The 14,554-nt window shown below is 41.3% G+C and carries 16 protein-coding genes and 1 pseudogene; 6 read left to right on the top strand and 11 right to left on the bottom strand.

All coding sequences use genetic code 11. The annotated features are described in order from the left end of the window. Positions 1-151, top strand: a pseudogene (locus Q0200_RS11880) (pyruvate kinase); the annotation flags it as partial. Here the strand turns inward: Q0200_RS11880 and Q0200_RS01240 are convergent. The 9 genes from Q0200_RS01240 to gatC are packed head-to-tail and all read right to left on the bottom strand — an operon-like array spanning position 127 to position 7,658. Further along, on the bottom strand, positions 127-942 hold the full coding sequence (locus Q0200_RS01240) for a shikimate dehydrogenase (RefSeq protein WP_297936803.1): 816 nt from the start codon (positions 940-942) through the stop codon (positions 127-129). The pseudogene Q0200_RS11880 and the gene Q0200_RS01240 overlap by 25 nt on opposite strands. Then, a complete protein-coding gene (locus Q0200_RS01235; RefSeq protein WP_297936802.1) occupies positions 939-1,880 on the bottom strand; it encodes an SPOR domain-containing protein in 942 nt (313 codons plus the stop codon). The genes Q0200_RS01240 and Q0200_RS01235 overlap by 4 nt, the downstream gene beginning before the upstream one ends. 9 nt (positions 1,881-1,889) lie before the next feature. Then, a complete protein-coding gene (locus tag Q0200_RS01230; RefSeq protein WP_297936836.1) occupies positions 1,890-2,432 on the bottom strand; it encodes a DUF1882 domain-containing protein in 543 nt (180 codons plus the stop codon). Continuing rightward, positions 2,432-3,676, bottom strand: coding sequence for a serine hydroxymethyltransferase (locus Q0200_RS01225; protein ID WP_297936801.1), 1,245 nt, complete (start codon positions 3,674-3,676; stop codon positions 2,432-2,434). The genes Q0200_RS01230 and Q0200_RS01225 overlap by 1 nt, the downstream gene beginning before the upstream one ends. After that, positions 3,673-5,181, bottom strand: coding sequence for a lysine--tRNA ligase (lysS, locus tag Q0200_RS01220; RefSeq protein ID WP_297936834.1), 1,509 nt, complete (start codon positions 5,179-5,181; stop codon positions 3,673-3,675). Before lysS ends, Q0200_RS01225 begins: the two co-directional genes overlap by 4 nt. Continuing rightward, entirely contained in the window at positions 5,181-5,654 is a 474-nt protein-coding gene (locus Q0200_RS01215; RefSeq protein ID WP_297936805.1) for a Fur family transcriptional regulator, read from the bottom strand. The genes lysS and Q0200_RS01215 overlap by 1 nt, the downstream gene beginning before the upstream one ends. After that, positions 5,651-6,244 carry a CvpA family protein gene (locus Q0200_RS01210; protein ID WP_297936800.1) on the bottom strand — a complete coding sequence of 198 codons (594 nt, stop codon included), beginning with the start codon at positions 6,242-6,244 and terminating at the stop codon, positions 5,651-5,653. The genes Q0200_RS01215 and Q0200_RS01210 overlap by 4 nt, the downstream gene beginning before the upstream one ends. Continuing rightward, positions 6,244-7,359: a type IV pilus twitching motility protein PilT gene (locus tag Q0200_RS01205; RefSeq protein WP_297936799.1), complete on the bottom strand. Its 1,116-nt coding sequence runs from the start codon at positions 7,357-7,359 to the stop codon at positions 6,244-6,246. The genes Q0200_RS01210 and Q0200_RS01205 overlap by 1 nt, the downstream gene beginning before the upstream one ends. Positions 7,360-7,370: 11 nt before the next feature. Then, positions 7,371-7,658: an Asp-tRNA(Asn)/Glu-tRNA(Gln) amidotransferase subunit GatC gene (gene gatC, locus Q0200_RS01200; RefSeq protein WP_297936797.1), complete on the bottom strand. Its 288-nt coding sequence runs from the start codon at positions 7,656-7,658 to the stop codon at positions 7,371-7,373. 123 nt (positions 7,659-7,781) lie between these two features. Here gatC and Q0200_RS01195 point away from each other — a divergent pair, with 123 nt between their 5' ends. The 5 genes from Q0200_RS01195 to hisG are packed head-to-tail and all read left to right on the top strand — an operon-like array spanning position 7,782 to position 10,902. Beyond that, positions 7,782-8,348, top strand: coding sequence for a hypothetical protein (locus Q0200_RS01195; RefSeq protein WP_297936795.1), 567 nt, complete (start codon positions 7,782-7,784; stop codon positions 8,346-8,348). Continuing rightward, positions 8,345-9,355: a PQQ-binding-like beta-propeller repeat protein gene (locus Q0200_RS01190; protein ID WP_297936793.1), complete on the top strand. Its 1,011-nt coding sequence runs from the start codon at positions 8,345-8,347 to the stop codon at positions 9,353-9,355. The genes Q0200_RS01195 and Q0200_RS01190 overlap by 4 nt, the downstream gene beginning before the upstream one ends. After that, on the top strand, positions 9,352-9,684 hold the full coding sequence (locus tag Q0200_RS01185; protein WP_297936791.1) for a hypothetical protein: 333 nt from the start codon (positions 9,352-9,354) through the stop codon (positions 9,682-9,684). Before Q0200_RS01190 ends, Q0200_RS01185 begins: the two co-directional genes overlap by 4 nt. Beyond that, on the top strand, positions 9,671-10,300 hold the full coding sequence (locus Q0200_RS01180) for a type III pantothenate kinase (RefSeq protein ID WP_297936789.1): 630 nt from the start codon (positions 9,671-9,673) through the stop codon (positions 10,298-10,300). Before Q0200_RS01185 ends, Q0200_RS01180 begins: the two co-directional genes overlap by 14 nt. Then, positions 10,294-10,902: an ATP phosphoribosyltransferase gene (hisG, locus tag Q0200_RS01175; protein WP_122874304.1), complete on the top strand. Its 609-nt coding sequence runs from the start codon at positions 10,294-10,296 to the stop codon at positions 10,900-10,902. Before Q0200_RS01180 ends, hisG begins: the two co-directional genes overlap by 7 nt. A gap of 808 nt (positions 10,903-11,710) precedes the next feature. Here hisG and Q0200_RS01170 read toward each other — a convergent pair. Continuing rightward, the gene (locus Q0200_RS01170) at positions 11,711-13,642 is read right to left on the bottom strand and encodes a GGDEF domain-containing phosphodiesterase (protein ID WP_297936786.1); all 1,932 of its coding nucleotides are present in this window, start codon (positions 13,640-13,642) and stop codon (positions 11,711-11,713) included. 52 nt (positions 13,643-13,694) lie between these two features. After that, on the bottom strand, positions 13,695-14,294 hold the full coding sequence (locus Q0200_RS01165) for a LysE family transporter (RefSeq protein ID WP_297936783.1): 600 nt from the start codon (positions 14,292-14,294) through the stop codon (positions 13,695-13,697). Positions 14,295-14,554 lie beyond the last annotated feature (260 nt).

Below are 14,554 nucleotides of genomic sequence, written 5' to 3'. Positions count from 1 at the left end.
CAAAGCCGCAGTCGAAAAAGGCTACATAAAAGACGACAAAAGCTACATCATGACCGCGGGATATCCGACGGGAGTGGCGGGCAGCTCGGACCTGATCAGGATTTTAAGAAAAGCTCAGATAGATTATTATCTAGAAGAAGCCGATAAGTAAAGGGCTTTTCGCATCGAGGCCTCAATTTTGGCCTCGTCAAGCGATCCCTCGAAAAATAAATTTAACGCTAAAACCGCCTGAAAAAGTAGCATCTCAGCGCCGTCTTTATGCGCGAGTCCGCTAGCGGCGGCTAAATTTAAAAATGGCGTTTTCTTGCCGTAAATCACGTCGAAGGCAAATTTAGCTTCATCAAAAATCGGACGTAAAATCTCAATCGGCGCGGGCAAATTTTCGTCTTTTAGCCCAGCCGAAGTCGTATTTACGACGAGATCAAATTTGCCGCCATTAAATTTGCCGAAATTCGCCCAGCTAAATTTTTTAAATTCGGCAAAATTTGCCAGTCTCTCCTCGCTTCTATTTAGCACGCAAACTCGCACGCCGCGGCTCTTTAGCGCGTAGGCGACCGCCCTAGCCGTCCCGCCAGCGCCCAAAATGAGAGCCGAATTTATATGTCCAAAACTCTCTATCGCTCGTAAAAATCCTGGCGCATCAGTGTTGTAGCCGTAAATTTTATCGCCGCGAGCTACAAGGGTATTTACGGAGCCGATTTTGGCAGCCGTTTCGTCTGGGGTGTCGCACTGCGCGAGCGCGGCTTCTTTGTGAGGTACGGTTACGTTTGCGCCACTTAATTTTAGTTCTTTAAATTTGGAAATGAGTTGCGAGCTGTCCGCTAACTCGTAGCGAGTATAGAGGGCTTCGCGAGATAGACCGAGCTCGCCGAGAGCTAGGTTGTGCAGCCTCGGCGAAACGGAGTGAGAGATAGGGTTGCCAAAAACGGCAAAAACCATCATTTTATATTTACGATAAAGGCGTTTGGAGCGGCACTTTGCTTGATTTTAGCAAGCTCGCTTTTTAACTGCTCGCCGCTATAAGGGCCGACTAGAACCTTGATGATTTCATTGCCGTTTACATTCGTCCTGTATAGCTTATAGGTGTATCCTGCGGCTTTTAGTTTGCCAAGCTCAGGCGCTTTTTCATTAAAGTGCTTAACGGCGAAAACTTGCACGTAACTACCGCTGTGAGCATCCCCGCCGCTAGCTGCAGGAGCTTGTTTGGCCGGCTTTTGTTTTGCTTGTTTTTCTTTAGCTTGTTTTTCTTTAGCCGCATCGTTTTTAGGCTGTTTTGCAGCTTTTTCTTGTTTAGGCTCTTTTTGTTTTACTACGTTTACATGCTGCTTAGGCTCGGCTTTTGGTTCGCTTGATTGAGCGTTTGGCGTATCGTTTTGTTTTAAAGCGCCCTGTATAGTAGAAGGCTCGGTCGGCGCAGGAGCTACCACACCTGCATCTTGCTGCCTTTTATCCTCTTTTTCCTTGAGCGCTTTTACCATATCCTCAAAGCTATCTTGGCCTTTATTTTCAGGCACTATAGGCACCTGCTCAAAGGCAGGATTTGGCTGCTGCGCCTGAGGCTCGGATGCTGGAGGCTGAGCAACTGGAGGGACGTTACTTTGCGCTATTTGCGGCGCAGGCTCGCTAGGCGGGGCAATAGGCACGTTCACTTGTTGTGGGATACTTCGCGTATTATCAGGTTCAGGCGGTAAAACCATTCTAGAGTCGGTTTGCGTAACCTGATCACTCGTTTCAGTTGAATTTAAAAATTTCATCACGATGAGGACAGCCAAAAATATAATAACAAAAACAGCCACAAGGATAAGAATCCTCTTAATGCTTCTGCTCTTTTTATCCTCGTTGTTATCAAGCATGATGTCTCTTAGCTCGTTATACTCCATTTTTACTCCTTACATATGTTTAGACCAGCTTGCGCCGCGCTCTTTTTGATAAACCTTGTATGGCAAGGTCAGAATATTAAATTCTTTTGGCAGTTCCATCGCAGGAAACACTCTCCACTCTTTCGCCAGACGCGAACCAAGTAGCATAGATAGCTTATTTGCAATCTGATGGCCTTCGTTTAGCGTGGTGTGGCCTTTGTGCACGTAAAGGTGCAAGTGTCCCGGCGTTTTACTCTCATAGGCTGTAAAATTTAAAAACCCTTCCTCGCGGAGCAAAAGTTGAGCTCTATGCCAAAAGCGCTCGGGCATCCTACCATTGTAATCAAAGACGATATTTTCTACCTTGTCGCCAGGTAGTATCAGCGAGTGCGCGACCGTGATCTTGCCCTCGTCGTGATCTTTGATTACTTGATAGCTTAGAGGCTCATTGATGGGCTCAAATTTATTAAAAAACGTCCGTCCCTTATACTCGATCTTGCTTACGATACTATCGCGTTTGATCCAGTAGTGGCTCGTGTTCATTTTAATTAGCGCAGTGTCTATACTATGCATCAATAAGTCGCTTTATCGTAGATTATAAATTTATGAGCTAGCTCTTTTAGCTCGCCCTTGATCTTATCTTGTAAAGATGTGTTGTTGATATCGCTTAGCACGTCAGCTATCTTGTTTGCTATTAGCTCAAATTCAGCCTCTTTCATGCCACGAGCCGTTAGGGCTGGGCTACCTACACGTATGCCACTTGTGATAAACGGACTTCTTGTCTCGCCTGGAACTGTGTTTTTATTTACTGTTATGCCAGCGTTGCCAAGAGCGATGTCAGCGTCTTTTCCGCTAAATTCGCGGTTTAAGAAGCTCATTAATATCAGGTGGTTATCAGTGCCGCCACTAACTAGTTCAAAGCCTCTATTTATTAGCACTTCGCCAAGTTTTTTAGCGTTTGCTTTTACTTGTTTAGCATAAATTTTCCACTCAGGGCTAAGGTTGTGCTTAAAGCCAACTGCTTTGCCAGCGATGACGTGAACTAGTGGGCCACCTTGGATGCCTGGGAATATAGAAGAGTTTATCTTTTTAGCGTACTCTTCGTTGTTTGTCATGATGATACCGCCTCTTGGGCCTCTTAGAGTTTTATGCGTAGTTGAGCTTACGACGTCGCAGTGTGGGAAAGGATTTTGATGCTCTCCAGCCACTACAAGACCAGCGATGTGAGCAACGTCTGCAAAGAGTATCGCGCCAACAGCGTCAGCTATCTCTCTAAATTTCTTAAATTCGATCTCTCTTGTGTATGCGCTTGCGCCACAAACGATCATTTTTGGTTTTACTATCTTTGCGATATCCATAACTCTATCGTAGTTTATGCGACCATCAAGCTCGACGCCGTAAAAGAAGCTCTCATACATCTTGCCAGAGCTGCTTACCTTTGCGCCGTGAGTTAGGTGTCCGCCGTGGCTTAGATCCATGCCTAAAATTTTATCGCCTGGGTTAAGCAAAGCTCCGTAAACGCCTTGGTTTGCCTGAGAGCCTGAGTTTGGCTGAACGTTTGCAAATTCGCACCCAAAAAGCTCTTTACATCTATCGATAGCGATCTGCTCGATCTCATCTACAAATTCGCAGCCACCATAGTATCTCTTTCCAGGATAGCCTTCGGCGTATTTGTTTGTTAGGATTGAGCCCATCACCTCCATAACATCTGTATATGTGAAATTTTCGCTAGCGATCATCTCAAGGTGATCACACTGGCGTTTTAACTCTAAATTTACTAGGTCGTAAATATCTTTATCGTAGCTTTGCAAACTCATTTTTCGTTCTCCTTTGTCTCAGTTTTTAGTGGCCTCATCGCTGGGAAGAGGACAACGTCGCGTATTGATTTTTTATCTGTTAAAAGCATAACAAGTCTGTCGATGCCTATGCCTTCGCCTGCAACTGGTGGCATGCCGTATCCTAGGGCTTTTACATAGTCCTCGTCCATCTCGTGAGCCTCGTCATCGCCATCGTTTTTAGCATCGATTTGTGCTTTAAAGCGGTTGTATTGATCGATTGGATCGTTTAGCTCGTTAAAGCCATTTGCTAGCTCACGACCAGCGATAAATAGCTCAAATCTCTCTGCCACATCAGGATTTGTGTCGCTTCTTCTTGAAAGTGGGCTAATAGAGATCGGATAATCGATGACAAAAGTTGGGTGTATTAGCTTGCTCTCTACGTAGTTATCGAAGAGTTCAGCCTGCAAGTGGCCAAGATCAAGCTTCTCGTTTGCTTCAAAGCCATCAGCTCTTAGTTTTGCTAAAATTTTATCCTTATCATTTACCACATCTTCAGCAAGTCCGCCTATCTCAACTAAGGCTTTTTTGTAGCTTATGCGCTTAAATGGCTTACTAAAATCTATCTCCATGCCGTCAAAATGTATCACTTTTTCCATATCTAGCTTGTCTAAAATGATGTTAAATAGATCCTCTGTGATGCCCATTAGATCGTGGTAGTTGTGGTATGCCCAGTAAAACTCTATGCTTGTAAATTCAGGGTTGTGGGTTAGGTCCATACCCTCATTTCTGAAATTTCTGTTCATCTCATAAACAGCTTCAAAACCACCAACTATAAGGCGTTTTAGATATAGCTCAGGTGCGATCCTTAGGTATCTCTCAACTCCAAGGGCGTTGTGAAATGTCACAAATGGTTTTGCATTTGCGCCACCAGCTATTGGGTGAAGCATCGGAGTTTCAACCTCTAAAAAGCCCTTTTCTTCAAAAAATCTTCTAATCGTGCTTATAATCACCGAGCGTCTTTTAAAATCAGCCCTAACTTCAGGGTTCATTATCATATCAAGATATCTTTGGCGGTATCTCGTCTCAACATCAACTAGGCCGTGATACTTCTCAGGAAGCGGCGAAATGGCCTTTGACGCCAAGGTTAGCTCGCTAACGTGCATAGAAAATTCACCCGTTCGCGTGACGAAGGCATATCCGCGCACGTATATGATGTCGCCTACTTCGATATTTTTCTTTACGACCTTAAACCAATCAGGATCAAGCGTCTTGTTACTAAAGTAAATTTGAAGATTGCCGTCCTCGTCCTCGATGTTGGCAAATATCGCCTTGCCAGCGTCCCTAATGAGCTTAACGCGTCCAGCGAGGCTTACTGACTGCCCCTCGGCGCTCTTTTCTTCGGTGTCTATTATATGTTTAAATTTGAGCCTAAATTTAGTTATATCCATATCGCGGCGTAAAAAATGCGGATAGGGATTTACGCCCGCGCTTCTTAGTTCGTTTGCCGTCTCTAATCTTTGTATTTCTAATTGATTTTCAAATATCACTTGCCGCCCTTTGCCTCTTTAGCAACACACTCTTTACATACTCCGTAAAGCTGCATCATGTGCCCCGTTAGCTTAAAGCCGTGCTCTTTTGCGATGTTTGCTTGTCTTTTTTCTATGGTTGCATCTTCAAATTCAATTATAGCGCCACATCTACGACATATCATGTGGTCGTGGTGAGGCTTAGTTGCAAGCTCAAATTTTTTACCTTGTGAGCCAAAACTTATAGAGGTAACCATCTCGGCTTCTTCGAGCAAATTTAGCGTTCTGTATACAGTTGCAATGCCGACGTTTAAATCGGGATAAGTCTCTTTAATAAAAAAATAAAGCCTCTCCGGAGTAAAGTGCTCGTCGTTGTTGTAGAGCGTCTTTAGTAGAACTTCTCGCTGTTGCGTGTATTTTAGCCCATTGTCTCTCAAAATTTTTTTAAATTTCTCAAGAAGCGCGTCGTATTCTAAATTCTCAATCATTATTTGTACTCCTTAATCGTCGAATTCTTCTCTAAATTTGGTCTCTGCTCCTGCATGGAAGTATCAAACGGCGTTTCGATATTTCTCACGCCGCCTGATATGCCTTTTACGTTAACATTCATTATCCATTTGCCGGTATCCAGCAAAATCGGATACAGTTTACTTCCCCTAAAATACGGCTCCATTTTGTTGTTTAAGACTTGAATATTTGAAATAGTCACTATCAAAACCGCAAAAACTAGGAATATTTTTGCGCTCCCGATGACAAAACCGCCCATTTTATCTAAAAATCCGAGTCCGCTTAATCTAACCAACCTTGACAAAAATGCGCCAATACCTAGACAAAGCAACCAAAATACGATAAGCGTCGTTAAAAATCCTGCAAAAAACAGAATAGAATCGCCATCTATTTTATAAATATTTTCACTTATTAAATGACCGACCTTAATACCGAATCTACTAGCTACAACTATACCGCCGATAAGACCGATAAGACCAAAAATTTCCTTTATCAGCCCGCTTATAACGCCTTTTATACCCAATATCAAAACCAATGAAACGACGACTACGTCAAATAGAGTAACAAAATCCATTACACACCCAACAACGGCGCGAGTTCTTGCTGATTGGTTGAATATCTCATCGCCATTTCTTTCGTAATTTGGTTTGCTCTAATAGCCTTCATTAACGACTGCGTTTGCGTTACCATGCCTGTCACTTGTTGGTTGAGTTGCATTTGGGAGTAAATTTGATGCACCTTATTTTCTCTAATAAGGTTTGCAATAGCGTTATTGTTAATTAGAATCTCATGGATAGCAAGTCGTCCGCCACCTATTTTAGGTAGCAAGCTTTGCGACACAACTGCCGTTAGAGAAACAGAAAGCATATTTCGAACCTGGAGCTGCTCGCCGCCCTCAAAGCTATCTATGATACGGTTGATAGTCTGAATAGCCGAGTTTGTGTGCAGCGTACCAAATACTAAGTGGCCAGTCTCTGCTGCTGTGATAGCCGTAGATATCGTCTCTCTATCTCGAAGCTCGCCCACCAAAATAATATCAGGGTCTTCACGAAGCGCGCTTTTGAGCGCCTTGGCATAAGACTTGGTATCCACGCCGACGTTTCTATGAGAAAAAAGACCTTTTTTATTCGTATGTACGAACTCGACAGGATCTTCTACGGTAATAATATGTTTTCTCTCGTTTAAATTTATCTCATTTAGCATCGCGGCAAGCGTCGTCGATTTGCCGCTACCCGTAGGTCCGGTGACCAAAATCAGCCCCTTTTCGCGCTTTACCACTTCTTTAAAAATAGCAGGCGCTCTAAGGTCGTCAAGAGACGGAATATCTGTCGGAATAATACGAAATGCGGCAGCCAAATCGCCGTTCATAGTATAGTAATAGTTGCCTCTAAAACGTCCGACGCCGGGAAGCTCTATCGCGAAGTCAAGCTCTCTGTTTTCCTCAAGATCGCTTTTTTGTACGTCCGTTATAAGTGCGTAGCAAATATCTTGTATATCGTCACCCTTTAGTACGCCGAGCTCAAGCGGTCTCAAGGTTCCGTCTATTCTAATCTGCGGCTCGCTTCTTGAAACAAGGTGTAAGTCGCTAGCCTTATTGTGGACGACCGTTTTTAATAGCATCTCCAGGCTTACGTCTATTTTTTTGGGCTCCAAATTATCGCTTTGAAGCTCTTGCCCTATTTGCTCCATATAAAATTTCCTTATTCTATGATTTTCGGCACGACAAAAAAGTGTTCGCTGCTCATAGGAGCGTTTTTTAGTATCGTATCTATCACGTCCGAGCTTACGCTTATATCTTCTCTTAGCGGAGTTCCGCCTTCCCTAGAGCTTACTACCGCCCTAGAAGCGCTTAAATCAAGCTCGTCTAGTATTCCCGCAAAGCTCAAAATTTCACTGAGTTGACCTTCGATTTCTCTTCGCTTGTCGCTCTCGACTTTGAGCGAACTAAGCTTTTCCAGTTTGGTTAATAAAGTATCGTCTATCTGCATAAAACCTCGTCAAATTTTTAAAATTTTTCGCATTATAACACAATTTGCCTTGATTTTTATGCTGTTTTATATTTATTATGCTACAATTACGAACTTTCAATAACTAAAATTTAAGGAAAAAACTTGGCCATCAAAGATGATATTGATTCTATAAAGGAAGAGTTAAATACTCAAGAACAATTTTTAGAAAACATAATAAAAAGCGAAAGATTTTTTAAAAAATACAAAAAAATTATCATAGGCGCAGTCGTTTTGGGTATCGTTGGAGCGGCAGGATACTACACAAACGGCGTTTTAAAAGAAAAAGATTTTAAAGCCGCAAATGTCGCATACGCAAAGCTAATACTCAATCCTAAGGACGAGCAGGCAAAAGCCGAGTTAAAACAAAAAGATGCCTCGCTTTACGCGCTTTACGAGTTTAAAAGAGCTGTTGACAACAACGACACTAGCGCGTTAAAGTCGCTAGCAAACGAGCAAATCGACCCCCTTTTAAAAGATATCGTAAAATCTCAACTAAACGAGCCTAGCGGTCAAATATTAAGCTCATATAAGGCCCTCATTAGAGGGTACGAGCTAATGAAAGAGAATAAAATCGACGAAGCAAAAAATGAATTTAAAAAGGTTCCTTTAAATTCTCAGCTTCAATCCATCGTCAAAAATTTAGAACACTATCAAGGAAATGCAAAATGAGAAAATTACAAGCTATCTTAGTAGCCGCACTCTGCATCACGGTGCTTGGCGGATGCAGCACGAAAAGGCAGTATTTCGAACCGACAGACGTGCAAAATGAAAAGATTTCAGAAAATAGACTACCGGCTAGCATCTCGACGACGAGCTTAAACGGAGCGGTACTAAAAAACGGCATGGCTATAACAAAAAATGGCCTACTCTCGCCGGAAATAAAGCTGTCAAAAGGTGCAACTTTATTAAATTACGGCAACGATAAAATTATTAGCTCCGATTTGGATGGAAATTTGATCGTTGCAAACAGCTCAAACGAAATTTTATTTCAAAGAAGCTTCAATGAAGCAATCGTTTCAGCCGCTCTAGAAGATAATAAACTAGCCCTTTTAAGCGCGGGCAATGTCATATATCTCATCGACATTGCAACAAACGATACTTTGCTTGAGTTTGAAAGCTCAAACGTCTATGCGCAAGACTCCCGCGTCGCTGCGCCGTTATTTATGAGCTCGCTCGTCATCTTCCCTACGCTTGACGGCAAGATCATGATAGCCGATAAAAACCAGGGTCGAATTTTACGCGACGTCGTCGTGAGTAGCGAACAGTTTTTTAACAACATCATATCTCTAAACGTCGTAAACGACACGATGATAGCCGCCACCGGCAAACGTATCGTCTCGATAAATCCCGAAAAAACGGTTTACTATAACGGCGAGATAAAAGACATCGTCATAAACGGAGAATACGTATACATCCTACTAAAAGACGGCAAAATCGTACTTAGCGACCTAAATTTGAAAAAAATTAAAGACGCGTATTTTAAATTCGCTATCTTTTCAAGCGCCACCGTTCGTAACGGCTCGCTTTATATAATGGAAAAAACGGGCTATCTCATCAAGACTGATCTAGCGCTCGACAACGCCAAAATTTACGAGCTTTCAGACGAGGTCGAGAGCCAAATTTTCGCCGGCGCGAAAGAATTTTACTACGACGATTACAGTTTAGAGCTTAAATGACGAAACAAGAAATTTATCAAGTTCTGGAAGCCAAAAAGATTATCTTAAAAAATCTAACCTGGGTTGAGCTTGATAAATTTACTAAAAAAAAGACCCTTGTCGCACTTACGGGCATCGATATGAAGGGATTTTATACGCTTTTATTTTTCCGTAGCGCAAAGGCTAGATTTTTAAGCAAAGAGTTTGAAACTATCAACGAAATAGCCGGCAAAATCGCCGAGCAAACAGGCGTAAATTTTAAGAAAAAAGCTATTTTTTATAGCTCTGATATCTGTTCAAAAACCGCAAATTTAATGAAAGAAAACGGCTACAAACATGACTCTATGTGACGTGGGCAATACTAACGCCACTTTTTTTGAAAACGGCAAAATTACCAAAATCAGACTTGAAAATTTTAAATATTTTAGAAGCGATGAAAAAATTTATTTTATTAGCGTAAACGACGAGGTAACCAAGAGACTGCAAAGTTCGCCTAGATTCGTAAACTTAGAGCCGTATTTTGAACTAGACACTATCTATAAAGGTCTAGGTATCGACCGCGTGGCTAGCTGTTACGCCGTAAAAAACGGTCTTATTGTCGATGCGGGTAGCGCCGTAACGATAGACGTCATGATGAACTCTATGCATCTTGGCGGTGCGATACTGCCCGGTATTTCGCACATCTTAAAAACTTGCGAGACAATCTCTCCTAGGCTAAAAATCTCGCTAAATTCGCAGATCGATCTCGACGCGCTCCCGCAAAAAACGACCGACGCGGTAAGCTACGGCGTCATAAAGCCAATCCTGCTTCTCATAGAATACATGGCAAACGGCTCAAAAATATACTTCACGGGCGGCGACGGCGAGTTTTTATCGCGCTTTTTTACCACGAGTATCTACGACCGCATGCTCGTATTTCGCGGGATGCAAAAACTAATCGAACAAAAAAAGGACATCTTATGCTAACGGTTGCTTTGCCAAAAGGACGCATTGCCGACGAAACTCTCGCGATTTTTAGGAAGATTTTTCAAAGCTCGTTTGAGTTTGAGGATAGAAAACTACTGATGAGCGAGGGCGATTTTAAATTTCTAATGGTTCGCAACCAAGACATCCCGACCTACGTCGTAAACGGCGCTGCAGATATCGGCGTGGTGGGCCTTGATGTACTTGAAGAGCACCGTCCAGACGTCGTGCGCCTACTTGATCTAAAGATCGGTAAATGCCGCGTTTGTGTGGGTATCAAGGATGGCGAGGAGTTAAATTTAAACGCTCCAGAGCTAAAGATCGCCACTAAAATGCCGCACATATCGCGCAACTATTTTGCCGCAAAGGCTACCGCGCTAAAGATCATCAAGCTCTACGGCTCGATCGAGCTAGCACCGCTAGTTGGCCTTGCCGACGCAATCGTGGACGTCGTTGAAACGGGCACGACGATGAAGCAAAACGGACTAAGAGTCGCCGAGACTATCATGCATAGCTCTGCACACCTCATCGCCAACAAAAATAGCTTTATCATAAAAAAAGATGAAATTTTATCGCTTTACGAAAAGATAAAAGCGCAAATTTAAATCTAATTTTACTCGTTGCGAGCCGAATTTAGCAAAAATTGTTTTTACAATACATACCGATAATTTCGACCTTCTTATTTCTGCAGAAAAATATATTCAAATTTGATAGTTTCTAGTTTCAGTAGTAGTCGATAAATTTGCAAAAATTTAAGTCATCCAAAGCCTGCAACCTAAACTATAAAAATAAAAACAAACCTAATTATTAATGTATTTCCAAATTTTATATTACAAAACCCGACCATAATATTTCACGCTTTCAGCAAAAACGTCAAAACCAGTGTCTCATTTTCTACCGTTTTAACAAAAATAAAAATAATCGATTTGGTATAAATATGTCATAAATTTTAGCCAATAGACTCATAATAGCAGCTAAAATTTAAATCAATTATAATGAAATCAGTGACCATAATATTCAAATCAAAACATAGTAAGTTTGATAAATAACCGTAAAATCCTATGCAGTAAAATTTGAAATATTTTTAATCAGTATGATCCTTGGTGCAATGCCGATAAAAATAAATAACGAAATACCTATAAAACAAACACAAAATATACTATAATAATTTTAAATCGCTACCACAACTACAGACCGCCATAAATAGACAAATAAGCAACGATCGCATAAATTAAAATATAAGCGAAAATGACACGATACGTTTGATTTTAATCAGCAAAACTTATCGTCTGAGCAATAATATTCATCGCTATTTTTCTTATAAAGATAAATTTGCATAACAATATTTATGTATTTGCTAAGAATCAGGGTTGATTTTAAAAACCCATACAAAGTCGCGCGGTAGTCAATTTTCTATAAATTTTCTATACAAAGAGTATCTCTAGGTTCTCCCAAATAAAAGCCTTGAAACTCATCTACGCCAAGCTCGACGCAAGTATCAAAAACTTCTTTTGAATGGACAAACTCTGCGATTACGATAATATTTAACTTCTTGGCAAAAGCGATGATCGCGCCAGCTATTGCTCGAGAGTTCATGTTGTTATCAATATTTTTTATAATAGAACCGTCAATCTTGATGTAATCCGGCTTTAGTTTTAGGATGTAGGAGAAGTTGCTGTATCCGGAACCAAAATCGTCTATGGCGATCTTTACGCCCATCCTGCGCACGCGCTCGATGAACATCCCTATGCGTTCGATATTTTCGACGTTTTCATCCTCTAATATCTCAAATATCACGCGCCCTGCGACTTTATATTTATTTAATTTTTCAATAATAAACACGCTTACGTCGCCATCAGTCATATCTCGTCCGGATAAATTTACAGAAATCACGGCATTTGGTATACCGGCAATTAGTTTAAAACTTTTTTCTATCAGCATTTTTTCTATGTCCGTGTAACGCTTAATGCGCTTTGAAACCTCCAGAAATATGCTCGGCGATATGATTTCATTACTATTTTGGATACGAATTAGCGCCTCATGCTTTACGATTTGCTTTTCTTTATTAAATATCGGTTGATAAAACGGCACAATCTTGTCATTTACGATAGCATTTCGTATCATATTTGATCGCGTAATCTGCTCTGCATATTGTGGAGTATCATCTATATTTTTAAAGTAACAAAAATAATCCTTTCCGTTTTGCTTGGCAAACTCTAGCGCCGTCATTGCCTTTTTAAGGGTATTTGTTTCATCAAGCGCAAAACCGACCGTGCAATGAATCTCTATCTCGATTTGCTCGCCATCTGGCGCAGCTATGCCGACAATTAAACCCTTGATATTATCCAAAAGCTCGGTCGCCAGATCTTCATACCTATCGATAAATAGCATAGCATCCTCGACAAATGCAAATTGATCGGGACCCACGCGATAAACGGCCATATTATTATCGTTTGCGAATTTTTGTGAAATTTGAGTCATGCGTACCAGAATTTGATCGCAAACTACTACGCCAAAGTAGTTATTCATCTTTCTAAACTCATCGATATCTACAACGATAATTTTAGGACTTTTCATCGTCTCCAAATCACGCTCCAAAGCCGTTTTATTTGGCAAGCCGGTCAATGCGTCGCTATAAAGACGCTTTTGCATCTCGGTATTATTAGCAGCAAGCTTAGCATTAGTTTTTACAAGCGAGATTTGATTACTTCTTATACTTTTATAAAAAAGAAGATACTGAAAAATACAAATAAACACCATTACGCTTGTTACGATAAAAGTGTTTTTCATATTTACTATAAGCCATTGCATGAAAAGCGGATCGTCAAAACCTGAAATTTTAACGCCCTGAACCATATTATAACCGATAATTGCACCGTCTATTTTTTTAAAGTAACAAATTTCAGCCTTGTTATCTGGAATCAGTTTTACACTTTTATAAACGCCGTTACGCGCTAACTCCATGTGTGCACTAGAGTTCATTCCGCAAAAATTATAAGGCAAATTTTCTCCAATCAAATTTGGCTGTTGCGAGCTGGCCAAAGCAACGAGCTCGTTTTTTTCACCGGTTTGCTTTACTATCCACGAAGGAATAGATTTTGCGACTTCGCTATATCTTTGGAACTCATCTATATTGCCCTTTGCTATGTCCTTATAGATCATTTGTAGTATATTCATATAGTATTCGGATTTGTTCTGTATATCGACGTTTGAGATATCATTAGAAGAGTCCTGCAGTTTTTTATAAAATATAAAACACATCGCCAAGCATGCACAAATCACAAGTACTATAATCGGCACAATAATAAACTGCATTGTTGATTTTTTAAAATACGAATTTTGCATAAAACTTCTTTAAAAATTTTACTCTCATTTTATCATTATTTACTTGAGTTAATTATAAAAGCCACAAGTTGTAAAGCAAAAAGAAAGCAAACCCCAGCAAAATGACCGCGCCCGCGTAGTTTAGCCATTTTGCGATGTTTTGTGAGATAAACTTAGCGCTTTTATGCACGGCAAACGGCATCGAAACGATCCAGATAAATATCGCCGCGACTAGCCCAGCTACGACCGCGCCCGCGTTTTCAAAGCTTTTGGCAAAGCCTGCCACGCTAAGCCAAAATCCGACGGTGTACGGGTTTGCAAGCGTGACGAAAAAGCCTTTTGCGTAGTTTTTGCTAAATTTAACCTCAGCGCCCTGCTGCAGATCCGCCGTTACCGGCCTATTAGCATTTTTAAAGATGACGCAGGATATGTAGGCTAGGTAGCAAAATCCAAAAATCCCGATGACTTTTTCTACCGTTTCGCCCTGCAAATACTCAAGCGCGCCAAACGCCAAAAGCAGCAGATACGCCGCGTCCGCGCTCATAGCGCCCAGCCCGATAGCAAACGCCGACCAAAACGACCTTATCGCCGCGCTCATTATCATCACGTTTACGGGTCCCAGCGGTACCGCCGCACTAAAACCCAGCAGCAAGCCCTGCAAAAACGCGTTCATATTCGTCCTTTTTGATTTTTGTATTTTGGATTTTACCTAAATTTGAAAGGTTTGAGGTCATTAAATTTGACGCGAAACGCGGATTTAATTTTTAATGAAGTATGCAAATTTGACTTGGGAATTTGGAATTTTACTCGCCGAAACCTGCACCTTTAAGGCGCCAAATTCGGTTTGGTTAAATTTAGCATTGTGTATTAAATTTAATCTTTCTTGTTAAGGGGGAAGGGGCTTGAATTACGAGGTCGCTCCCTTCCCCCTTA

The organism is uncultured Campylobacter sp. (genome assembly GCF_938045225.1).
Taxonomy (GTDB): domain Bacteria; phylum Campylobacterota; class Campylobacteria; order Campylobacterales; family Campylobacteraceae; genus Campylobacter_A.
The sequence above is the reverse complement of the archived record's forward strand: the minus strand, read 5'-3'. Positions and strand labels throughout refer to the sequence as shown.

What these genes read in the sequence shown, in the direction of transcription:
- Q0200_RS01180 (WP_297936789.1), top strand. Translation starts at nt 9,671, where the DNA reads ATGACTCTATGTGACGTGGGCAATACTAACGCCACTTTTTTTGAAAAC.
- Q0200_RS01240 (WP_297936803.1), bottom strand. Translation starts at nt 942, where the DNA reads ATGATGGTTTTTGCCGTTTTTGGCAACCCTATCTCTCACTCCGTTTCG.
- Q0200_RS01185 (WP_297936791.1), top strand. Translation starts at nt 9,352, where the DNA reads ATGACGAAACAAGAAATTTATCAAGTTCTGGAAGCCAAAAAGATTATC.
- gatC (WP_297936797.1), bottom strand. Translation starts at nt 7,658, where the DNA reads ATGCAGATAGACGATACTTTATTAACCAAACTGGAAAAGCTTAGTTCG.
- Q0200_RS01210 (WP_297936800.1), bottom strand. Translation starts at nt 6,244, where the DNA reads ATGGATTTTGTTACTCTATTTGACGTAGTCGTCGTTTCATTGGTTTTG.
- Q0200_RS01190 (WP_297936793.1), top strand. Translation starts at nt 8,345, where the DNA reads ATGAGAAAATTACAAGCTATCTTAGTAGCCGCACTCTGCATCACGGTG.
- Q0200_RS01235 (WP_297936802.1), bottom strand. Translation starts at nt 1,880, where the DNA reads ATGGAGTATAACGAGCTAAGAGACATCATGCTTGATAACAACGAGGAT.
- Q0200_RS01230 (WP_297936836.1), bottom strand. Translation starts at nt 2,432, where the DNA reads ATGCATAGTATAGACACTGCGCTAATTAAAATGAACACGAGCCACTAC.
- Q0200_RS01205 (WP_297936799.1), bottom strand. Translation starts at nt 7,359, where the DNA reads ATGGAGCAAATAGGGCAAGAGCTTCAAAGCGATAATTTGGAGCCCAAA.
- hisG (WP_122874304.1), top strand. Translation starts at nt 10,294, where the DNA reads ATGCTAACGGTTGCTTTGCCAAAAGGACGCATTGCCGACGAAACTCTC.
- Q0200_RS01225 (WP_297936801.1), bottom strand. Translation starts at nt 3,676, where the DNA reads ATGAGTTTGCAAAGCTACGATAAAGATATTTACGACCTAGTAAATTTA.
- Q0200_RS01165 (WP_297936783.1), bottom strand. Translation starts at nt 14,294, where the DNA reads ATGAACGCGTTTTTGCAGGGCTTGCTGCTGGGTTTTAGTGCGGCGGTA.
- Q0200_RS01170 (WP_297936786.1), bottom strand. Translation starts at nt 13,642, where the DNA reads ATGCAAAATTCGTATTTTAAAAAATCAACAATGCAGTTTATTATTGTG.